The 23332-nt window shown below is 41.1% G+C and carries 19 protein-coding genes; 15 read left to right on the forward strand and 4 right to left on the reverse strand.

The window, feature by feature from the left end; translation table 11 throughout:
* The first annotated feature begins 168 nt into the window (after positions 1–168).
* Both MHI25_RS15395 and MHI25_RS15400 read left to right on the forward strand, forming a co-directional pair.
* Positions 169–2127, forward strand: coding sequence for an RICIN domain-containing protein (locus tag MHI25_RS15395; RefSeq protein WP_076278468.1), 1959 nt, complete (start codon positions 169–171; stop codon positions 2125–2127).
* 158 nt (positions 2128–2285) lie between these two features.
* Positions 2286–3212, forward strand: a complete 927-nt coding sequence (locus tag MHI25_RS15400; RefSeq protein WP_076278469.1) for a VanZ family protein — start codon at positions 2286–2288, stop codon at positions 3210–3212.
* A 24-nt stretch (positions 3213–3236) separates the two neighbouring features.
* On the opposite strand, the gene MHI25_RS15405 is transcribed toward MHI25_RS15400, so the two are convergent.
* A complete protein-coding gene (locus MHI25_RS15405) occupies positions 3237–4295 on the reverse strand; it encodes a PocR ligand-binding domain-containing protein (RefSeq protein WP_076125624.1) in 1059 nt (352 codons plus the stop codon).
* Positions 4296–4498: 203 nt separating this feature from the next.
* Between MHI25_RS15405 and MHI25_RS15410 the strand changes: the two genes are divergently transcribed.
* From MHI25_RS15410 to MHI25_RS15420, 3 genes are all read left to right on the forward strand, one after another.
* The gene (locus tag MHI25_RS15410) at positions 4499–5635 is read left to right on the forward strand and encodes a glycerol dehydrogenase (RefSeq protein WP_076099237.1); all 1137 of its coding nucleotides are present in this window, start codon (positions 4499–4501) and stop codon (positions 5633–5635) included.
* 1 nt (position 5636) lies between these two features.
* Positions 5637–7397, forward strand: coding sequence for a dihydroxyacetone kinase subunit DhaK (dhaK, locus tag MHI25_RS15415; RefSeq protein WP_340395628.1), 1761 nt, complete (start codon positions 5637–5639; stop codon positions 7395–7397).
* Between the two features lie 130 nt (positions 7398–7527).
* Positions 7528–9438 (forward strand): alpha/beta fold hydrolase, encoded by a 1911-nt coding sequence (locus MHI25_RS15420; protein WP_340395629.1) that lies wholly within the window; start codon positions 7528–7530, stop codon positions 9436–9438.
* An 84-nt stretch (positions 9439–9522) separates the two neighbouring features.
* Here the strand turns inward: MHI25_RS15420 and MHI25_RS15425 are convergent, their stop codons facing one another.
* Positions 9523–10419, reverse strand: coding sequence for a GNAT family N-acetyltransferase (locus MHI25_RS15425; RefSeq protein WP_340395630.1), 897 nt, complete (start codon positions 10417–10419; stop codon positions 9523–9525).
* Between the two features lie 32 nt (positions 10420–10451).
* Between MHI25_RS15425 and MHI25_RS15430 the strand changes: the two genes are divergently transcribed.
* The 7 genes from MHI25_RS15430 (at position 10452) to MHI25_RS15460 (ending at position 16839) form a co-directional block, all read left to right on the forward strand.
* Complete coding sequence (locus MHI25_RS15430; RefSeq protein ID WP_340395631.1) at positions 10452–11153, forward strand: hypothetical protein; 702 nt, start codon at positions 10452–10454, stop codon at positions 11151–11153.
* Positions 11154–11227: 74 nt separating this feature from the next.
* Complete coding sequence (locus MHI25_RS15435) at positions 11228–11884, forward strand: sigma-70 family RNA polymerase sigma factor (protein WP_249267686.1); 657 nt, start codon at positions 11228–11230, stop codon at positions 11882–11884.
* Entirely contained in the window at positions 11881–12786 is a 906-nt protein-coding gene (locus MHI25_RS15440) for a hypothetical protein (RefSeq protein WP_340395632.1), read from the forward strand. Before MHI25_RS15435 ends, MHI25_RS15440 begins: the two co-directional genes overlap by 4 nt.
* A gap of 176 nt (positions 12787–12962) precedes the next feature.
* Entirely contained in the window at positions 12963–13937 is a 975-nt protein-coding gene (locus tag MHI25_RS15445; protein ID WP_076125617.1) for an AraC family transcriptional regulator, read from the forward strand.
* A gap of 129 nt (positions 13938–14066) precedes the next feature.
* Positions 14067–15056, forward strand: coding sequence for an ABC transporter substrate-binding protein (locus MHI25_RS15450; protein WP_340395633.1), 990 nt, complete (start codon positions 14067–14069; stop codon positions 15054–15056).
* Between the two features lie 68 nt (positions 15057–15124).
* Positions 15125–15718, forward strand: coding sequence for an AAA family ATPase (locus MHI25_RS15455; protein WP_076184601.1), 594 nt, complete (start codon positions 15125–15127; stop codon positions 15716–15718).
* Positions 15719–15828: 110 nt separating this feature from the next.
* The gene (locus tag MHI25_RS15460; protein WP_076184602.1) at positions 15829–16839 is read left to right on the forward strand and encodes an AraC family transcriptional regulator; all 1011 of its coding nucleotides are present in this window, start codon (positions 15829–15831) and stop codon (positions 16837–16839) included.
* A 99-nt stretch (positions 16840–16938) separates the two neighbouring features.
* Here the strand turns inward: MHI25_RS15460 and MHI25_RS15465 are convergent, their stop codons facing one another.
* Positions 16939–18021 carry a GntR family transcriptional regulator gene (locus MHI25_RS15465; protein WP_076125610.1) on the reverse strand — a complete coding sequence of 361 codons (1083 nt, stop codon included), beginning with the start codon at positions 18019–18021 and terminating at the stop codon, positions 16939–16941.
* 308 nt (positions 18022–18329) lie between these two features.
* On the opposite strand from MHI25_RS15465, the gene MHI25_RS15470 reads away from it, so the two are divergent.
* Genes MHI25_RS15470 through araA form a run of 3 tightly spaced genes read left to right on the forward strand, consistent with a single transcriptional unit; the run spans position 18330 to position 22106 of the window.
* Positions 18330–19937, forward strand: coding sequence for an FGGY-family carbohydrate kinase (locus MHI25_RS15470; RefSeq protein WP_340395634.1), 1608 nt, complete (start codon positions 18330–18332; stop codon positions 19935–19937).
* Positions 19938–19953: 16 nt separating this feature from the next.
* Positions 19954–20649, forward strand: a complete 696-nt coding sequence (locus tag MHI25_RS15475) for an L-ribulose-5-phosphate 4-epimerase (protein WP_036677359.1) — start codon at positions 19954–19956, stop codon at positions 20647–20649.
* Positions 20650–20681: 32 nt separating this feature from the next.
* A complete protein-coding gene (araA, locus tag MHI25_RS15480; protein ID WP_038571054.1) occupies positions 20682–22106 on the forward strand; it encodes an L-arabinose isomerase in 1425 nt (474 codons plus the stop codon).
* An 82-nt stretch (positions 22107–22188) separates the two neighbouring features.
* On the opposite strand, the gene MHI25_RS15485 is transcribed toward araA, so the two are convergent.
* Positions 22189–23331, reverse strand: a complete 1143-nt coding sequence (locus tag MHI25_RS15485) for a glycosyl hydrolase family 8 (protein WP_076190363.1) — start codon at positions 23329–23331, stop codon at positions 22189–22191.
* Position 23332: the final 1 nt, after the last annotated feature.

Below are 23332 nucleotides of genomic sequence, written 5' to 3' on the forward strand. Positions count from 1 at the left end.
TTGTTCATCTACCTCTTCTAATTTCAAAACTTGAATTCGAAGATGAGAGTCTATTTGTGTAATTATATTGCATGATCCGGTCGAGATATTACATTCTCATTTATCCGTTTATTAATTATATTGAAGCTGTATTCGTTTAAAAAAACCAGAGTAAAGGAGAAATTACTTTTGAGAAGAGAACTGAGGAAGGTTTTGTCTTTTTTGTTGGTTTTAGTGACAGTGGTTGGCACAGGGATTAGCTTTGACGGCAATATTGTAAACGCTTTCGGTCCTAATGTCTTATATGTACCACCAGCAGATTCACCATCCTATGGGGCTTTATCACCTAGGGCAATCCAGCTTAAATATAGTGGCATCAACAATAATAAAATGTATGCTACATTTGAACAAACCTCTAATACCACCCCTGTTTTCCCTATTTATGAAAGCGTTGACAATGGTGTCACTTGGAATCAGGCTGGAGAAGTGGAGGATACTCAAAACGGTTGGGGAATGTTAAATTGCCCTGAATTGTTTGAACTCCCCCAATCTATAGGTAACATGCCTGCAGGTACTATGCTTCTTGCAGGAAATTCTGTGCCAAGCAACAAAGCAGCTACCAAGTTGGAATTATATAAAAGCAATGATTTAGGTAGAACATGGACATATGTAAGCACCATTGCTGAAGGTGGACGAAACGATATTGGTTACGATCCCATTTGGGAGCCTTTCTTTTTGGTTCACAACAACAAACTCATTGTTTATTATTCAGATGAACGTGATCCTGCCCATGCCCAGAAGTTAGTTCATCAGACTACGTTGGAGGGTACAAACTGGGGACCTGTGGTAGTTGATGTGGCATTTGCAGACAGTAAATTACGTCCAGGAATGCCTACAATCGCTAAGCTGGGCAATGGTAATTACGCAATGACCTATGAGATGGTCGGATACCCGGGCGTGCCCAATTATTTGAAAATTTCAGCAGATCCTGAGAGCTGGAATCCAACTGAAGTAGGATCTCTTGTAGGGTACGGAGGAAGTCCCTATATTTCTGCTTTGGGAGATGGGAGACTCGTATTAAACGTTGCAGGAAAAAAAGAAGTGCTGATCAACTCTTCTAGATTGGATGCATCCGGAAGCTGGGTTCCATATAATCCGCCCGTAGATGCAGGGTATAACCGCCAACTACTGCCGCTTAGCAATGGCCGCTTATTTATCCCTCAAGCCGGATTTTTTAGTGGGAAAAACACGGTGAAATATGGTGATATGTCCGTAGGTTACTACAAATTAATTAATGTGAAGAGTGGGAAGGCTCTAGGTGTATTGGAAGGTGGAACTGCGAATGGCAATCCGCTCGTCCAATGGAGCAGCGGGACTAATTCTTTGGATCAATATTGGCTCATTTCCACAGCGGAAAGTGGTTATGCTCCTAACGGTTACAAATCCATTGTGAATGCAAAAAGTGGAAAGGTCGCCGGAATATTAGAAGGATCAATAACAGAAGGAGCTAAAGCCGTTTTATGGACTGAAAACCATTCCGATGACCAGCAGTGGACTTTACAAGCCTCTGGTAACTACTACAAGATTGTTAACCGTAACAGTGGTCAGACGTTAGGTATAGCGCAGGGTTCTACTGAAGAGGGTACCCAAGTTATACAGCAGACTGATGCAGGCAGCACTGATCAGCTCTGGGAGTTGGTTCCAGATGAAGGACATATTATGGTGGACAGTTATCGATTAGTTAATGAGAACAGTGGTAAGGTGTTGGGTATCTATCAAGGTTCGATGGCGGATGAAGGGAAGGCGGTTCAGTGGACCAGCGGAATTTCATCCCATGACCAAAATTGGTTTGTAGTCAGCACAGCTGATGGCTATACGAAGCTGGTCAATACTAATAGTCGTAAAAACCTGGGCATTTTAGGAGGTTCATTAGCTAACGGTGCTCAAAGTGTACAATGGAATGATAACGGATCGAATGACCAGCAGTGGACTTTGGAGTCCTCAGGTGAATTTTACAATATTATTAATCGTAATAGTGGAAAAGCTCTGGCAGTAGATCAGGGTTCGACGACAGAGGGGGCAAATATTATTCAAACAAATAATACAGGTTCTGCTGGCCAGCACTGGAAACTAGTCTCGAATAGATAATTTATGTAACCAAAAGTCATCGACCTTAAATTAAGGGTGATGACTTTTGGTCGATATAAGCTTTGAATGACTAAATCGTCACCTTCAGTGTCACGGGAATGTCACTTTGGAGAGATATACTATTTCCATCGACATATGGAGGGAATTGTGAAGTTATTATGGGAGTGAAATTACGAAAGATTCTTATTATAGGAACTATTTTGTATACACTGTTGATCTTATATTTTTTGTTTTTTGCTTTCAATAGAGTAGAGCATGCAACAAGCCAGTATGAATATACGTTTATGTTGATTCCAGAAAGTGTTCCGCTTCTTTTTCCTGATCTCTTTGACCTATCCTTTTCTTGGGTTTATGACTTTGGGAACATCGCTGCTTTTATTCCTTTTGGCGTATTATTTCCTTTGCTGTATCGTACACATTTTAAGAAGTTTATTTGTTTGTTTATCTTAACAATTTTTGTGCTGGAAAGTCTTCAAGCTTTAACTTTTTTGGGTTCCTTTGATGTAGCCGATGTCATCTCCAATACGTTAGGGGCAATGATCGGATTTTGTGCATATAAGATTGGATTTTCCCCGGAAATCACCAGGAGATCACTTTTTACTTCGGCATTATCTGTTGTTGTGCTATTGGTTGGAATCATGGGAATCTCTGAGATCATTGATTTAACTCTGAAGAAAAGTGAAAGACCCGTGCAGGGATTACAAACGTTGGAAAAGCTTACGGGAAGCATGCCTACCACGCATAATCTTCCCAGTTTCACTATCGCAGGTAAAAATATAATACCAAAAATGAATTTGTACAGCAGTGAAGGTGAAGATATTAAAAAATACACCTATACTTTGGGTGATAAAAAAGAGGTATGGTTATATTTCAGCTTTGGATTCCCGCAAAATGAAAATTCTAGCAGTGAACTAATGATTATAGCTGATGGTAACATGATCCTTCAATCCAGTGAACAATATAGTTCCCAAGCCGAACTCAACAATACGGCATTAGTTACCGTAAAAGAAATAACCTTTATCCTTAAAGGGAATGTGAAGTTATGGGATGTAGGATTTAGTGAAATGAAGCATTGGTGGGAATGAGGAACTAACCCTTCGTTAATTTTATTAACGGAGGGTTTCTTTTGCTGATCGCCTCATATACATATTCCGATATACAGCCGGGGTGAGGTTCTCGTATTTTTTGAAGGTTTTAATGAAATAGCCCGTGTCGCAAAAGCCCAAATCATCACTGACTTGATTGATCGGGGAATCCGTGGATTCCAGCAGTTGCTTAGCCCATTCAATCTTGAGTCTGGCAATGAAGATGGAGAAATTCTCTCCAGTTTCTTTAGTGAAAATACGGCTGAAATAACTGGGGCTGATATGACAAAGCTTAGCCATCTCTTTGAGGCTGAAATTCTCATTTTTGTGTGCATAAATGTAATTAAAAGCAGGCTGAAGCACAGAATTTACAGAGACGAACTTTTGTACACCATTCTTTAATTTGGTCTCGATCAAGGCCCCGGATAACTCCTGCTGTATGGATTGGATTTTTCGATACGTACGGTCTGACTCGTCCATTGCTTCAGCAGAAGCGGGTGCTTCTATATTGGTGGTCAGAACCTTTTTATACAAATCCACAGTAGTATGCTTTTGAATGGCTTCCTCCACGATATAGGTACTTAACTGCAGCAGCAGCTCAACACACTTTGTTACTTCATCGTAGGATAAAACAGGCAGTGCCTGGTAATCCTCTTTGAGTGCTTTAAATTTCATGTTCGTCTCCACATTCGGCGGGCGAGAGACAATTTGCTCCAGTTGTGGCACGTCAGGTTCACGAAGCTTGAGCTGTCCGGCCATAATTGCACCTAGATATTGATTATCTATAATGATGGGAATCGCGATATCTATAATATTGAAATGACATAAATAAATAAACGGTTTGTTCTGGCGAACCGCTTCAATCCCAGCGCGGGCATCACATTTTTGACAATATTGAGAGAGATGGGAGTCCTGGCGCACACCTTGACAGAATGGCTGGCAATAGCTGTGCTTGGTCACAGGAACACCCTTGTAATCAACAGTAAGAATAGCCATTTTGGTTACAAGAGATAAGGAATCCTGGAGCTTTTCCCATTTCTTCAAATCAATAATTTCTTCTAGATTGAACCGGGATTTTGACATCACAAAATTCTCCTATGTAAGTTATAGAATCTTAATGAACATTATACAGAATAATTCAACACAATGACATGAAAGTTCGATTTTTCACGATTATGACAAAAAAATACGATAAGAAAACGCTTTAATAAGCTTTTATTGTTTCATGTTTCTTAAATTAGAGCAATCTATAATGATAACTATAAACAACTGAGGAGGAACGAAAAATGAGAAGAGCATTTATCAGTCCGACGAAATATGTACAAGGTGAGAATGAATTATTGAACTTAGGTTACTTCGTAAAAACATTTGGTGATTCTGCTTTGTTAATTGCCCATCCAGATGATGTAACACGTGTGAAAGACAAACTGGAGTCAACTAAACAGAAATTTAATATAACTCTTGTTGAAAGCGGCTTCCACGGGGAATGCTCAAGACAAGAAGTCGCCAGATTACAAGCGCTAGCCAAAGAACATCAATGTGCATGTACGATTGGCTTGGGTGGAGGTAAGGCGATTGATACGGCAAAATGTGTAGCTGAAGGAGAAGCGCTGATTATCGTTCCAACGATAGCAGCAACTGATGCTCCGACAAGCCACTCAGCGGTGCTCTATACTCCGGAAGGTGAATTCGATGATTATGCTTATTTCAAGCAAAGCCCGAGTGTAGTCATGATTGATACAACAGTTATTGCCAATGCACCTACAAGATTTCTTGTGGCAGGTATGGGAGATGCACTTTCAACCTATTTTGAAGCAAGAGCTACTGCAAATTCTTACTCCAATGTGAATGCAGGTTTACCTTGCGGAGTTCGTGAAGGGGTTTGCGGTGAAGCTAAAGGAACAGTAACAGCGTTGGGACTTGCGAAGCTCTGCTATGAGACATTGCTTGAGAATGGATTCAAGGCGAAGCAAGCTTGCGATCTGAATATCGTAACCCCAGCTTTGGAGAATATAATTGAGACGAATATTCTTTTATCGGGTCTTGGGTTTGAAAGTGGTGGTTTGGCAGCGATTCATGCGATTCATAATGGGTTAACTGCTTTGGAAGGAACTCATCATTATTATCATGGTGAAAAGGTTGCCTTCAGCACGATTGCTCAATTGGTTCTTGAAAATGCAGACCGGACTGAATTAAAAGAAGTGTTGGACTTCTGTCTTTCGATTGGCCTCCCAGTATGCTTAGCGGATATTGGTGTTGAGCATGTAACCTATGAGGAACTGCTTGAGGTTGCTAAAAAAGCTTGCATTGCTGAGGAATCTATCCATTCGATGCCGTTCCCAATTACGGAGGATGCGGTTGCATCAGCAATTATGGCAGCCGATCAATTAGGCCGTCAATATAAATCAAGTAAGGAGCTTTAAGATGAAAAAAATAATAAACAAGCCGGAGACTCTGGTTAGGGAAATGTGTAACGGGCTTGTCTTGGCGCATCCCGAGCTGGATTTCGATCCTAAATTCAAAGTGATTTCTAAGAAAGAGATCAATCAAGATAAAGTTACCCTGATCAGTGGTGGCGGAAGCGGGCATGAGCCGGCTCATGCCGGGTTTGTAGGAACCGGGATGCTGGATGCAGCTGTATGCGGTGATGTGTTTGCTTCTCCATCCCAAATTCAGGTTTATCAAGCGATTCGCCGCACAGCCAGCACCAAAGGTTCGCTGCTTATTATCAAGAATTATAGCGGTGACATCATGAACTTTAAAAATGCTGCCCATCTAGCAACTGAAGACGGTATCGAAGTGGATTATGTCAAAGTAGACGACGATATTGCCGTTGAAGACAGCCTTTATACAGTAGGGAGAAGAGGCGTAGCCGGAACAGTGCTTGTTCATAAGGTAGCCGGAGCAGCAGCAGAAGCTGGATTGTCCTTAGCGGAAGTGAAAGAAGCGGCGCAACATGCAATTGATCATGTGCGCAGCATAGGCTTCGCCTATACCTCTTGTACCGTGCCTGCCAAAGGTACTCCGACATTTCATATTGAAGAGAACGAGATGGAATACGGGGTTGGCATCCATGGAGAACCTGGAATACGCAGGGAGAAAATTGTACCCGCAGATGAATTAGCACAGCGAATAGTTACCTCTTTGCTAGACAACTTCCAAATGAATGATCAGAAGCAGGAGGAAGTAGCCGTATTAATTAATGGTTTTGGCGGCACCCCGCTGCAAGAGTTATATTTGCTGAACAATTCTGTCATCCGCGAATTAACCGCTAAGAATAAGCAAGTGTTTAAAGTGTTTGTTGGTAACTACATGACCAGCATTGACATGGCAGGTGCATCGGTGACGATAATGAAGCTGGATGAGACACTGAAGAAATGGTTATCTGCGCCTTGTGATACACCAGCCTTGTCGATTAAAGGCCCTTTTGAGCCTGTGAAATATACTGAAGTAATCCAAGAAGAGAAAGCAGACAGCAATGTATCCTTTAAGAATAATACGGATGCTGCTGCAGCGGTGATTAAGAACAATCGGTTTACTTTGCAAAATATCGTCTATCTGCTCGATCAAATGAGCCAGGTTATTATCGAGAATGAAGTTCCGTTCTGTGAGCTTGACTCCCACGCTGGAGACGGCGATTTCGGGATGAGTGTAGCTAAGGGCTTTAAACAGCTGAAAGTCGAGTGGGAAGATATTTTAGCTCATCATCTCACTAATATCGGTGAGTTCCTTGACGCCTGCTCCATGGTCATTATGGAATATTGCGGCGGAGCATCCGGACCGATCTGGGGATCAGGCTTCCGCGCAGCGAGCAAAAATGTTCAGCAGAAGGAAGAGCTGACCATTCAGGAGTTTGCTGATATGATGCAGTCTGTTGTCAAAGGGATTCAAGATACGGGTGAAAGATCTTTTGGCAGAGGGGCTGTCGTCGGAGACAAGACATTGATTGATGCGCTTGTACCGTTTGCAGATGCCTGGACCCAAAGTGCAGAACAAGGCGACGATATCAAAGTGGCGGCAAATAAAGCAGCGGAAGCAGCTGTCCAAGGTTCTAAAAATACTATAGAAATCGTTGCCCGTATGGGAAGAGCCGGCACAGTGGGGGAACGCAGCATCGGTTATCCAGATGCGGGTGCTCATGCGCTGGGGGTTATTTTCACAGAGCTGGCAAAAGCAATGAAATAAGAACTACACATAAACCTGAATCCGAGGGATATCTACTCATGGGGTCTACTAATGAATTTTTCGGATTCAGGTTATTTTTTTTGCCCATTTTGTGTTACACATTTGATACTTTTTTTGGGGGGGAGACCAGATGAAAAAGTTTCTGTCTACGAGATTAGCATTGAAATTTTTATGTGTCGCTTTATCCATGGTTTTGATCAGCTGTGTGGGAGCTTCTTTCTTGCAAACAGATTACGGCAAGGTCCAGATTAGTAAGTTTAAGATTCCGTCCGATAATGGTACTTGGATAGAGGGAAACCTGTTCAGGCCTGTCTCAGCAAATGCAGAGCATAAAGTTCCACTCGTCATTACTAGTCACGGTTTTTTAAATAATAAAGAGATGCAGGATAGTACCGCAATCGAACTTTCCCGTCGGGGAATTGCTGTGATTGCAATGGATTTCTTATGGCATGGAGGCTCGAGCTCTCCTGATATGCCATTTTTCCCAACGATAATGTCAGAGAATAATGGGATGATTCCTCTAGTGGAATATGCATCATCCAGTCTTGATTATGTAGACTCTACAAAAATCGGCATAAGTGGTCATTCTATGGGTGGAATGATTACCTGGAGTACACTCCAGTATTATGGCCAACTTTATTTGGCGGAGCTCGAAGCGGCGAAAGATCCCTCTTCGGAAGAGGGCGCAGTTATTACGGTAAGTGAACAAGCCAAGGCTGATGCTTTGAATAAAGTTGCATCCGCTTTCATTGTTTCTCAGGTCGAACAGTCTACCGATGAGACTTTTCAAAACATCCATGCCAATGTAGGCATCAATGTAGGCAAATATGATGAAGGCGGCTCCGGATTTGTGAGAGGGAATGCCGATCTTTCTGGCGATGCCCCAGAATCACTAGCTGCTATAAATTCAGTAATGCCGGAGAATCAAAAGATAAACGCTGTGGAAATCGGCAAATATTACGGTAATGCAGCTGATCAAACCTTGCGCGTCGTGTACAATCCAGCGGAGATCCACCCTTGGCAACACTTTTCGGTGGCGAGCACTGGTTATTTAGCAGACTTTTTTACGAAAGCGTTTCAAATCAATAATCCGTTATCTTCCGGCAACCAATTATGGTTATGGAAAGAGATCTTTAACTTTATCGGCTTGTTAGGATCCTTTTTATTTATTGTCCCCTTTGCGGTATTGCTCCTCAAGCTTCCTTGTTTCAATAGTCTAATTCAACCTACTCCTGCCAAGTTACCGGATCCTAAGACCAGAAAAAGCAAATTTCTTTTTTGGGGTTCTTGGATAATGAGCTGGGTAATTTCGGCAATATCATACCTTCCGATCAGTCGCTGGAGTATTATAGCTGGACAGAATATCCTTCAGCCTCGTAGTTTATTTCCACAAACCGCCATGAACTTTATTTTAATCTGGGCAATCTTTAACGGCCTTGTGGGTCTATTGTTATTCTGGTTAACCACTCGTTTATCAGGAAAAAATTATAATGAGCACTCTGAAAGCTGGGGAATAAAAACAAATTTGAAAGAACTGCTGAAGACTTTTGCACTTGCTGTATGTATATTCACTGGATTCTATGCTTTGGTTGCATTTGCAGATTATTTCTTTCAGACAGACTTCCGCTTATGGGTACTGGCAATTAAAGTATTCACTCCGAATCAATTATTAATTGGCTTACGTTATATGCTTTTCTTCTTTATATTTTATGTTGCACAGTCAATTGCCGTGAACTCTACCACCCCAGTTGAAGGGCAGAAAGAATGGAGGGATCTGCTCATTAGCGGGACAGGCGGTGTGCTTGGAATTCTAGTGCTCATTGGGGTACAATACGGAACGTTATTTTCAACAGGCGTAACTTTTTGGCAAAATCAAGATTGGCTCAGAATACTAGTCCTTTTCCCTCTCGTTTTCCAGCTTTTTATTGCAGCTTATATTTCGCGTTACCTCTTTAAGTGCACAGGAAAAATATGGCTGGGAGCCATGGTGAATTGTATGATTATTGTGATGATGGGCGCAGCCAATACATTTACATTTTGAGAGATCTTCTACGAAGAATATGCCTACGGCGTAAGAGGTTTAGATAGAAAAAACGTACTGCATTAGCTGCAGTACGTTTTTAATTTAAATAACAAATTCAACGATGTATTGTTGGCAAATGAGTTCATATCCCAGCGATTGATATAGAGAAATGGCTCCTACATTCTCCTCAAAAACATTCAAATATACGTTAGCTGAAATGGCATGTCCTTGGCGTGTTAGCTCTGCACAGACTTTTTTACCATAACCATTTCTTCTCCAGGCCACATCTGTTCCGATATTTCCTAGTTCAACGTAATCCTCACTATATATATGGTATCCTCCTACAGCAATCAGCTCGTCTTGTGCCATCACACCATAGAACGGATTCTGTAATTCTTCTTTTGAAAAAGCCATGGTTTGCAGCTCGTTCATCTTTGCTTTAATTCGCTGGAAATGAGCAGGCCCTAAGTGCATAACATGCTTGTCCGCTGTTGGTAGAACATCTTCATGAATATGTTTCATTAGAAGTAATTTTTGGGGAGGATTGTAGAACTCAAGCTGAGAAGCAAAGACCTGCAGCTCTTGTTCGTTAATAATAAAGCTACCCACCGCATGGTTATGTAGATGTAATTCATCTTTCATGAACGCCAACATTGAACTGAGACAAAAGGATTGCTGAACTGGATATACAGAAAAAGCATTAAACGGAAGGCCACTTAAAAAGGCTAATACTCCAAGCAACTCGCCCTGGTCAGAATACTGACCGTAATGCACTGTGTTTTGTCTGCGAAAAGTAAGGTATGAATAATATAAAAAATGCTGTTCCTTATTAATCGAGCTTAAAATAACATCTAACTCTGCTGCTGTTAATTTTCTAAACATATACGACCTGCCTCCATTAACAATTGCTGTTGCTATTTCCTCTTGCCGAATTTGCACAACCTTTTCTAATATATCATAAATCAGAACTTTAATTGCTTTATTGCTGGGTTGAGCCAAGTATGATACTATTGTCCCCTTAGAAACATAAAATGAGATATGAAGGTTTTCTTGAAAGGATGATATATATTAAGGCAATCTTAGTTCGGTACTTCGGAAATCCGCAAGATCGAACCGCCATGTTCAACGCTGCTTCCTTAGTCATCGATGCTTTTATTGGTATAGGCAAGTTAATTCTTGGGTTATATCTATTATCCGGATGGTTCATCACAAATGCACTTTATTATCTGATCCTGTGTATAGCCAAAGGACAGGTGCTTCATAAATATACATTAGCTAAAAAAGTCAGTTCACCACAGCAAAGGTATTCCATGGAGCTTTATGTTTATAAGCGTGGCGGTGTTTTACTTTGTCTTCTAGGGGTTTCTTATCTGTTGGTCTGCCTGCGGATTTATCTAGTCGGAGACGCTTTGGTTTATGAAGGTTACATTGTATATTTGTTAGCACTGATCGCTTTTACAAAACTTGGTTTTGCCATTCATGGAAATATTGTTAACCGTCATCTCAAAAATCCCATTATATCAACATTAAAAATGATTAGCTTTACTGATGCCTTAGTCTCCATTGTTGTCACTCAAATGGCTGTGCTTACAATGAAAGGCTCACCTCAGGCATTAAACGCCAGCGCGTTGTTTGGCATGGGATGTAGTGTTTTATTTTGTCTGGGGGGGATCTGGATGATGCTCCGTAAGACAAGGGCTCCAATGAAGGAAGTAGAATTAATTAAAAATTAGATGATATCATAACTTCCCCTTATCCCTTAGGATGAGGGGTTATTTGTATTTTTATGTCATATTATCAGCGTTGAATGCCGAAGCTTATAGAAAATTATATTTTTATGCAACCTAAACACTTCTTTTCCTACTTTATAAGTGAATGCTTAATCAAATCGAACGGAAGTGATGGAGTGGAAGATAGTGAAATCATACAATTGTATTTTGCACGTAATGAAAGGGCAGTAGAAGAAACATCGAAAAAATATAGAAATTATTGTACTCGGATCGCTCATAACATTTTGTCTAATGCTGAAGATTCGGAAGAATGTGTTAACGATACCTTTCTTGGTGCATGGGAAGCAATACCGCCGAAGTCTCCTGCAAAGCTGTCCTCTTTTCTGGGGAGAATCACACGAAATATTGCTTTGAACAAATACGATTATTACATGGCTAAAAAACGGAATAAAAAATTCGATACGATTCTTAATGAATTAAACGATTGTTTATCCTCTTCAGACAACGTTGAAACCCAATACGAGGAAGCACAAATAGCCGAATCTATAAGCAAATTTCTACACAACATTAAGGAAGATCAGCGGAATGTTTTTTTGAGGCGTTACTGGTATTCTGATTCTTTGGCCGATATTGCCGCACGCTTCTCAATCAGTGAAAGTAAAACCAAATCAATTCTTTTCAGAACACGCAAAAAACTCCAAATATATCTTCAGAAAGAGGGTTATTTCCTTTGAATAATAAAGAACTCTTCAAAACAATCGGTTACATAGACGAAAATCTGATAGAAAAAGCCAACTCCGCGAGACGCACTAATAAAAAAGCTTATGTAAAGTGGGGCTCACTCGCAGCTTGTGCTGCATTGGTGTTAGGTGTGGCCGTTTATAAATTTCCGCAGAATCCGTTGCCTAATTCACCACAAATATCACAGCAGACACCAGTCTCGTCTCCCACAGGGGTTCGCAAAATTCTGAATTACAATGGATACCGTTATGCATTCGTAGCAGATGGCGCTCAGTTTAAGTTCACAGGTATGGAGCCTGACAAATCGCTTGGTGCATTAGAGTTTGATCTCAACCAAGAGCCCGGAAAGAATGACGGGGATAAGAATGCGGAAAAAGATTATGCCGCTACGTTCGCTATGGGTGGAAAGCTGTATGAAATCCCAACATACCCATCCCATTTTCGTATTGCAGTTAAGGATGAGCAATATTATTATCTAGCTGAAATTGTGGCGAAGGTAGACGATTCTGCAATGAGCGCGAAGGAGTATCTAGATCTGGCTAATCTGAAGGAGCATGCAAAAGATATCTATATTCTGAATCATGTGGGGAATGACGTGCAAAAGACTATCACTGATCATCCTATTGTTGAGTCCATTATCGAAGGTTTGTACAGCGCAAAAAAAACAGAGCTAAGCATTAAGGAATATGAAGCTCTTGCAGCGGCGCAATCCCAAGGAAAATCATATCAATTACAGTTCAACCTCAAAGACGGGACTTATATCGCCATGTATATCATTCCCGAATTAAAGGTGGTGTCTATGGGTGATGCTTATTATTATTTGCCTGATGCCTTTTTTGATCAAACCAGCGACCTCTTTTCAGGGCTGACACAAGAAGTGCTACCGCTTTACTGAGAAGGCGGAGATAAGAGATCCTTAAAAACTGTACATTGCAGGTTATCTAATATCTCGCATATAATGATCTAAATGATAATCGTTATCATTTAATAGAAGAGAAAAGGTGATCTGCTCATGATAAAACATAATATTGGGATTACGGAGTGCAGCTTACCTGCTGAGTGTATAACAGAATGACAAGTTCATCTATTCATAACATCTATAACGGGTATTTCGATGCTTTGTTTGAGGCTCCGTCTATGAGGGGCACTACAGAGAGGAAACATTTTGCACAATCCAGTACACAAGGATACGTCGATAGAGTGATCACACCCTCCGGGATCGAAATTGTTGATAGTGATTACCGTTTTGCTGATGATCGCCTAGTTCGGGTTCAATCCGAAGCGGCGATGATTGAGTTAAGCTTTTGTCTGCAGGGAAGCGGGGAAGTTCATGTAACAGATACCAGCCATGAGTTAATGCCCGATAGTTGTTCATTGCAGTTCATGCAGGATTTCCAAGCGGAATTTCACTATCGCAGTGCTGAACCTATCCGTTTATTGTCCATAGGTGTACCGGTTACACTATTCGATTCATGGATGGCGGATCAAGGCTCTTCACATGCTCGCAGCTTATCCGGGCTGTTAGATTCACGTGCTTTTCGAATGTTCCGTATGCCTATTCTTCCAGAAACCACCCGATTATTGGTGCAATTGAGAGACTGTCCATATCATACCTCCATGCGCCGGTTGTACGTAGAGGGGAAGGCATTAGAACTCCTATCTGTATATTTTGACGCATTTCTTTTTGAGCAGAAACATACTAAACGGAGTTTGCATTTATCACGTAGTGACCGAGAAAACATTCGAAAAGCCAGGGATATCATCCTTGACCACATGGCAAACCCACCTTCGCTAATCGAATTGTCCAAGCTGGCAGGCATTAACGAATACAAATTAAAAGTTGGATTTAAGGAAGAGTACGGAACAACTGTATTTGCATATTTACGGAACAAACGTTTAGAAAAAGCATGGGAAATCATAAGTACCGGGGAGATTAGTGTCAGCCAAACAGCGACGATGGTAGGTTACAACAACTTTAGTCATTTTGCCGAAGCTTTTCGGAAGCAGTATGGAATTAATCCTTCAGAAGTAATTAAAAAACGATAAAAATTAAATAAATATCCGCCAAACCGTTATTCAATCCCTCTGCCGGTAGTTCTGTCCTATCAGCAGAGTGTATGATCGGACTTGCTAGAAGTGAGAATGATTATCAGTAGATTGGAGAGGGTTGGAAAAATGTTCAGTTTAAAACAGATCTCTTTTGTGGGAATCGCCTTAATCATGATGGTGATGCTGTACGGGTGTGGGAATTCAGGTCAGGAGGCTAAGGTAGAAAATTCTCAACCTGCGGTAAATTCAGAACCCGTCGCTACTAATTCGACCGAAACACGTACCCTCAAGGATGCTAAAGGGGATATTGTAATACCGGTGAACCCGGTTAGAATTGCCGATGTATCCGGCTCAACGGAAGAACTTCTGGTGCTTGGATATAAACCTGTTATTACTGGGAATACAGATATGGCTAATTCATTAGAAATCACTCCTATTCTCAAAAAAGAACTGCCTGATGTAACTCCCGCTGGATGGTTTCAGACGGAAGTCAACTTAGAAGCGATCATTGCAGCAAGCCCTGATTTGATACTGGCAGGACCTACCCAAGAAAAAATCTATGATCAACTAAATATGATTGCTCCAACAGTGAGGGTGCCTTATGGCTTTAACGCTTTTAGAGAGCGATTTGCATTTGTTGCGGAGGTGCTTGATAAGAAAGCGGAAATGGAAACGTGGCTGAAGGCCTATGATCAACGTGCTATACTACTACATGATCAAATCACTGAGATAACCAAGGAAGAGACGTTTGCGGTAATCGAAGCTACAGAGAAAGAAATACGCATCTATTCCCGCACAGGTATTGCGGATATGATTTTTAATGATCTAGGATTACCCCTCGCGCCAGGTACACCGGAGCCAGATCCATGGGGAGGGAAAGTGACAAGTCTAGAAGCACTGTCTACCTTTAATCCAGACCATATCATTTTATTATCCGATAATGACCAGAATGTTCTTGACCAAAGCAAGGTCTGGAGTAATCTGAAAGCTGCAAAATCGAATAATATATATCGCATGACAAGCAGACAAAATTATAATGAGGCTTTCTTTGCTTTAGGAAAAGAAGCATTGTTGGAGCAAATATCCGAACAAATCAAGGAACATATCAAACAGTAAAGGATAATTTAATCTTTTCTCGAATATTCTCTGAGTTGCAATGATTATTATTTGAAGGGATGATTAAATTGAAGCAAGGGATATTAGTTTTTCTAAATGGAACTTCAAGTTCCGGAAAGACCTCCATATCGACTGAACTGATAAAACAGAAAGAGATTCCTTTTTATCATTTATCAATTGATGATTTTTTTAATAATTACAATGATTTTATTAATAATAAATTTCCAGATGAACCTACAAGAGAAATAGATCATCAAGTCGTTTCCCAAATATTAGATGATTCCATATTCTCAGTGTACCGCTCGACAATTAAATTGTTAATAGAAATGGGTTTTAATGTAATAGTAGATACCGTAATCGACAATGATAAGAGGTTTAATGTGTTTCTTGAGCAATTTTTCGATCAGCCTACGTTATTTATAGGTGTAATATGCTCGAAAGAAGAACTCATAAGAAGAGAGCAAACAAGAGGAGATAGAAAGATTGGACTAGCAGCTTCACAGTTTAGCAAAGTATATTGCTTTGATGAATATGACCTCGAAGTAAATACGGAAGAGATGAATTCAATAGAATGTGCCGAAAAGATATTAAGTTTTATTAAGTCCAATAAGGAATACTCGGTATTTAAGAAATTAAGTAAAAGAAATGTTAGTGTTTCCTAGATGGCGTATCCAGATAACACCATATTCAAGCGGGTCAAAAAAGAGAGGATCCTTTATAATAATGAGAATGGTTCTCACTATTATAAAAACTTGATCGGAGAGCGGTAGCAATGACTGGAATAGATTTTCATCACAATTTCAATCTTTTTTTCGATGGGCTTGAGCTGCCGCGGCAGAATAGAGATCGTACAGAGCACATGGCACTACATTCGCAAAGGGGAGAAGGGTTCGTTCGTCGATTCGTCCCACGCTTTGATATCAATGTGGTGGTATCCGATTTTACCTTTCGCCAGGATTACAGCGTGCCTCTCGTAACCAAAACAGCAATGGTTGAGCTTAATTATTGTTTGCAAGGGAAAAGAGAAGTCTCTGTTGATGGTGTCCAGTATGAGTTTGTTCCGGGAAGCTGTACGCTACAACTCATGAATGAAGTTGGCTCTCAATTTGAGTTTCAGGGGAATGAATCTTATCTGATGTTAGGCATAGGTATTCCTGTTTCGACTTTCCATCACTTCATGGAAGAAGGCGGGGGTGGGAGATCCGCTGATTTTGACCGCATTCTTGGCCAAGCATCTTTTCGTGTTTTTCAGGAAACGATGCAGCCGTCTACTGCTATCGTGCTTGAGCGAATGCTGGCAGCTCTTCAAAACCGCAGCACCAAAAATCTGGAGATCGAATGTAGTACATTAGAGCTTTTGTCGTTGGGCTTTCAATCGATTCTAACAGAAGGTACTTCTGGGACAACAAAGCTGTCGAAAAGCGACATGACAAAAATTAGTGAAGCGCGGGACATCATGATGCAACGGATGATAGATCCGCCAAGCCTGTTGGAGCTCTCCCGATTGATTGGCATGAATGATAACAAATTAAAATCTGGCTTTAAAGAAATGTTCGGAACAACTGTATTCGGCTATTTGCGGGATATAAGGCTGGAGAAGGCTCTACACCTATTGCAGCAAGGTGATTTGAACGTTAATGAGACATCCTGTGCTGTGGGTTATTCCAACTCAAGTCACTTCTCGGAGGTGTTTCGGGAGAAATACGGGATCAATCCCGGCAAGCTTGTGAAACAGTTTGCTTCTTCTGTACTGATGACTTCAAAACACGAATCGAACCTTTAAAGAATACGGAGATAACAGTTGCAAATAACCCACCAGTCACGACTGGTGGGTTATTACATTTACATATGAAGAGAAACGCAAAATCCCTCAGAATTTATTCTATCTCTCGACTACTGTTTCTCCTTCAATTAACACAGGTTGATAATAAGTATTGTTGGGAAGATCCTTTTTTCCTTGTAATTTTTTAATGACCCAATCCGCTGCATCACGGCCCATAGTTTCTTGGGGATGTGTTAAAGTGGTCAGTTTGATGTTTGCATTTTGGGCAATATAGGAGTTATCCTGGCCAATAATTGATAATTCCTCTGGTATAGAAATGTCTAGCTGTCTGCAAGCATTGACCACTTCCAGACCAACCTCGTCGTTGTAGCAGACAATCGCAGAGAGGGTATCTCTATTTTTATTTAGGAAATCCTTCAAGTTCGTGGCTAAGGTTTGTTTGGTCTCGGTGTTGAACGAAAATATTTGCTCTGGATAAAACCGCAATTTAGCTTCTTCGAGGGCTTTGATATAACCCTTCATTCGATATTTGCCTTGTAAATCATCCATTTTTGCGATAAGTCCAATTTGAGAGTGGCCTTTGGAGATCAATTCTTTTGTTGCCAGATAACTGGACTGCACATCGTCAAGACAAAGGAAGGGGAGCTCTATTTCCTCATAAAAAGCATTAATCATAATGAGTGGAATATCTTGCTCCTTAAACGACAGATAATACGCAATATTGGGATTATACAGATTACTTTTCGTAGGTTCAATAATTAAACCATCTACGCCGTAGGACAACATCATTTCGAGAGCTTTTTTTTCTTGCGCAACATCGTTATTGGTACTAGCCAATAGTAGTGAATAGTTATCCTCATTCATTCGGCTTTCAATCCCCCGGATAATAGAAGGGAAGATGTAGTCAGAGATATAGGTCGTAATTACACCGATCGTCTTCTTATGGGAACTCCCGCCGGTCTTTGTGCGATATTGGTTGCTGACATACGTGCCAGAACCTTTTTCGCTGCGGAGGAATCCTTCGTTGGATAGCTCTAAAATGGCTTTTCTAACAGTCTGTCTGCTAACCTCGTACAAGGACTGCAAGGCAGACTCCGTAGGGATTTGTTCGCCTACATTGTAATCTCCTGAAAGGATCTTGCTTTTTATATCCTCTATAATCACTTGATACTTTGGTTTCATGTAATTCCTCTTTCCATACTTGTTCGCTTTATAATTCGTACATTTCGTTAAGTTGTATGTACAAATTATAGCATGACTACGAATTAAATATAAAGGGGCTCTTTTTTTATGAAAAAATGTAAATATTTCGTACCTTTAGATCATCATAAACAAACTAAGTCCGGAGTTAAATTATTATCTTCTCCATATTTGTATGTATATATAACTATTTTATTGACAAATGTACGTACAAAAAATTATACTAAAGCTGTCAATTAAGAAAGCGAATTCTTTTATATTAAAAAAGCGCTGTCAGAGAGGTGACCAACGTGATATCGAATCGATTAATCATCGAAGAAGCAATCAATAAGGGAGAAACTTCGCTAGGGATTGAATTTGGATCCACGCGTATTAAAGCAGTACTTATTGATCATAGTTTTCAAACGATCGCTTCTGGAAGTTATGAATGGGAAAATCAGTTGAAAGACGGCTTTTGGACGTACAGCCTAGAAGATATTATCAAAGGTCTACAAGATGCTTATCGTGAGATGAAGCAAGAAGTTCAACAAAATTACGGAATCACCCTCCAAACCGTTGGTTCAATCGGGTTTTCTGCAATGATGCATGGATATATGGCTTTTGACGACCAAGATCAATTGCTCGTTCCGTTCCGGACTTGGCGTAATGCAACAACGGGTAAGGCAGCCAAAGAACTGACAGATGTATTTAAATTCAATATTCCTGAACGTTGGAGTATTGCTCATCTTTATCAGGCGATCTTAAACAAAGAAGAACATGTGCCGCAGATTCGGTTTGTTACAACGTTAGCAGGATACATTCATTGGTTATTGACCGGCAACAAAGCACTTGGTGTTGGAGATGCTTCAGGTATGTTCCCGATTGATGAATCCATAGGAAATTATAATGAATCTATGATACAACAGTTTGATGAGCTTATTGCTGGCAAAGGTTATTCGCTGAAGACCAGCGACCTTCTTCCTAAGGTGTATGTTGCCGGTGAGCAAGCAGGTCTATTAACCGAAGCAGGAGCCAAAATTCTGGATCCATCATTGCAATTACAAGCTGGGATTCCGCTTAGTCCTCCAGAAGGGGATGCAGGAACCGGTATGGTTGCTACCAATAGTGTAAGAAAACGTACCGGGAATGTCTCCGTAGGAACCTCTGTTTTTGCCATGATCGTATTGGAAAAAGAGCTTTCCAAGGTTTATCCGGAAATCGATATGGTGACTACGCCAGACGGAAGTCCAGTAGGTATGGTTCATGCTAATAACTGTTCAAGTGACCTTAATGCCTGGCTCGGATTATTCCGTGAATTCTATGAAGCGATGGGGCAAAAGGTCGAAGCTGACAAATTGTACAGCGTACTGCTGAATAAAGCTTTGGAAGCAGACCCAGATGCCGGTGGATTGCTCAGTTACGGTTATTTCTCGGGTGAGAACATTACGGGGTTAGAAGAAGGTCGTCCGTTATTTGTACGTTCGCCTGAGAGTAAATTTAATCTGGCTAACTTTATGCGTACACATTTGTTCAGCGCCTTTGGTGCTTTGAAAATTGGAATGGACATTTTGACGAAAGAAGAGAATGTAGCCATAGATAGTATTTTAGGACACGGCGGTATATTTAAGACTCCGGTTGTTGGCCAAAGAATGATGGCAGCTTCACTGAATGTTCCTGTTTCCGTAATGTCGACAGCTGGAGAAGGCGGCGCATGGGGAATGGCTATTCTTGCCTCCTACATGATGAACAAAAATCAGGAAGAAAGCTTGGAAGACTTCCTCGATCAAAAAGTGTTCAAAGATGTAAAGGGAGAAGAAATTCATCCCGATGCAACCGACATTAAAGGTTTTGAAACCTTTATCGAACGTTATAAAAAAGGTCTGGCGATTGAGCAATCCGCTGTTGATAATTTAGTCTGAAAATGGAGGGACCAAGATGTTAGAACAACTTAAAGAAGAGGTTTTTCAAGCCAATCTGGAATTGCCGAAACATGGACTAATCAAGTATACATGGGGAAATGTGAGTGCAATTGATCGCGAAAGTGGATTATTCGTAATCAAACCTAGTGGTGTAGATTATGAAACAATGAAAGCCAGCGATATGGTAGTTGTTGATCTGGATGGCAATGTGGTTGAAGGGGAGATGAGACCTTCCTCCGATACACCTACTCACGCAGTACTTTATAAACATTACTCCGAAATTGGCGGAATCGTGCATACACATTCCACTTGGGCGACTATCTGGGCACAAGCAGGACTTGACGTTCCTGTAATGGGAACTACGCACGCTGATACATTCTATGGCTCCATTCCTTGTGCGCGTTTCTTGACGCAAGAGGAAATCGATCGGGGTTACGAAGCGGAAACAGGTAATGTAATCATCGAAACCTTTGAACAACGCGGGATAGATATTATGGCGGTTCCCGGTGTTTTGCTTAAAGGCCACGGACCCTTTACTTGGGGGAAAAATGCAAAATCCGCTGTAATGAACAGCGTAGTGTTGGATGAAGTATCGAAAATGAATTTATTTGCTAGAGAGTTGAACCATTTTGCGGAAGAATTGCCACAACGTATTCTAGATAAACATTACTTGCGCAAACATGGGAAAGACGCTTATTACGGTCAAAAATAATCAAACCACAAAATTATGAAAAGAGGATGAATATGTCAACAGCAGTAGCAAAAGAATTTTGGTTTGTCGTAGGTTCGCAACATCTTTATGGGGAAGAAGCATTGGCTGAAGTTAAAGCGCACGCACAAACGATGACAGATGCTTTGAATAAAAGCGGAGTTTTGCCTTACCCACTAGTATTGCAGGATTTGGCTGTCAGCGCAGATAAAATCACCAACATTATGAAAGAAGTTAACTACCGTGACGAAGTTGCCGGTGTCATCACTTGGATGCATACTTTCTCACCTGCAAAAATGTGGATCCGCGGAACAAAAATGCTGCAAAAACCTTTGCTTCATCTAGCTACGCAATATAATGAAAGTATTCCATGGGCAACAATTGATATGGACTTCATGAACTTGAACCAAGCAGCTCATGGTGACCGTGAATATGGTTTTATTAACGCCCGTTTGAACAAACAAAACAAAGTGGTTGTAGGCTATTGGGAACGCCCTGAAGTTCAAAAGCAAATTGCAGAATGGATGGACGTAGCCGTTGCTTATAACGAAAGCTTCAATATCAAAGTTGCTCGTTTTGGTGACAACATGCGTAACGTTGGTGTAACTGAAGGAGATAAAGTTGAAGCCCAAATTCAATTTGGCTGGACGGTTGACTACTTTGGTATTGGTGACCTGGTTCAAGTTATTAATGAAGTTAAAGAAGAGGAAATCGATGGTTTGTTTGCTGAATATGCAGAGCTGTATGAATTCGACTATGGCACTAACAGCAAAGAAGCTTGGGAAGCTAGCGTAAGAGTTCAAGCAAGCTATGAAATTGCTATCAAACGTTTCCTTGATCAAGGTGGCTACAATGCCTTCACCTCAAACTTCGAAGATTTACATGGAATGAAACAACTTCCAGGACTTGCTGTTCAACGTTTGATGGCACAAGGATATGGTTTTGCTGGAGAAGGAGACTGGAAGACTGCAGCTCTCGACCGCTTGCTTAAAGTGATGAGCCATAACCAATCGACTGGCTTTATGGAAGATTACACTTATGAATTGACAGTTGGACAAGAATCTATTCTTCAATCCCATATGCTTGAAGTAGATCCAACTTTGGCAAGCAACAAACCAAAAATCATCGTGTCTCCACTAGGTATTGGTGGTAAAGACGATCCAGCCCGTTTAGTATTTGACGGCAAAGCAGGAGACGGTGTAGTGGTTTCCATGGCTGACTTCGGTACGCATTACAAACTTTTGATTAATGAAGTGACTGCTTTTGAACCAACTGTTCCAGCTCCAAACCTTCCAGTAGCTCGTGTGCTTTGGAATGTTAAACCAAACTTCCAAGACGGAGTTAAAGCTTGGATCGAAAATGGTGGCGGTCACCACACCGTTGTTTCATTAACTCTTACAACAGACCAAATTATTGCTTACGCAAAACTTGTTAACTTGGAATATGTAGTTATTAAATAATAGCAAAGCTTTATTACGATTAATAGGACTCCATTCCTCGGCTTTTTGAGGAATGGAGTCCTATTGTTTTGTTCGATTTACTTCAATAAATGCGATAGTTTCCACTTAGGGCCAGTAAACTAAAGAAGTACAGACAGTTATCATAATAACGACGTTGTCCAGTTCGCAAAGGTGTATCCCAAAACAAACGGACAAAATGCTCTGCCTCCGGGCCATCAGAAGCAAGCGAAGCCATAGCGTTGGTCGCCAAAAGGCCTACCGGATGCAGCGCCGGTTCGTCGAATGCCTGTCCCTCAATGGTATACCTCCGGTAATTGGAAACTTCGATATTCCTAAAAAAAGCTTGAATCCGGTTACATTGATCGACCTGCCAGCTGTCCTTTTGGAACCATGCCCAGTCCAAACCGATATTAGCCGCAACCCGGTAAGCATCACTGAAAAAATGACTGAAATCACCATGAGGCTGGGGTTCTGCCGGGGTGCCGTTAAAATTAGCATATTCGGGAGCGAGACCAGTTATAGGATTACATGTAGTGTGTAGATATGAGCGGCTGGCTTCCGCCGCTTCTCGCCAAAACATGTGGTCACCTGCATCAGCCCACAAAGCGAACAAATCATAGAAATGGGGGAGATGGTAAGATGGATCACTGAAGGTGGATTCCGGTACGAATTTAATCAGTTTCGTTTCCGCGTCCCACATTGAGTCACCAGCGCCTGTTTCAGTTTTATGTACACAAGCACGCAATATTATTCGAGCCTGCTCGGAATAATTATAAGGTGCCGGACCGTTCCCCCAACGTTTTGAGGCAAAAAACAAAGCCATGGCGAAAAACTCTTCCCCGTCCGGTGCGGGTCCTTGAGAAATTCTTGTACCGTCAGGCTTGCAGTGCCAAGCAAAGTAATCGGCATAACGGCCTTCTTTGTGCTGCATAAACGTCTTAGAGAAGTTCCATAAACGATCAAACTCATCTTTTTTATTCATTTGAACAGCCATCATCATCCCGTAGGACATTCCTTCAGACCTAACATCCAGATTACCTGTATCCAGAATATAGCTTTTATCCTCGTCCAGCGGATAGTAGATTCGTACGTTCGGATCTCCGTAAAACAAATCACTCCAAGTTTCTTCGAGTTTAGCGTTGATTTCATCTTCAGAAAAGCCGAGCTCCTTAAATAAATTGCGATATTTCCCCGTATAAAAAGCACCTTGTTGTGTTATTGGCATG

Source organism: Paenibacillus sp. FSL E2-0177 (genome assembly GCF_037992975.1).
Lineage (GTDB): Bacteria > Bacillota > Bacilli > Paenibacillales > Paenibacillaceae > Paenibacillus_AQ > Paenibacillus_AQ odorifer.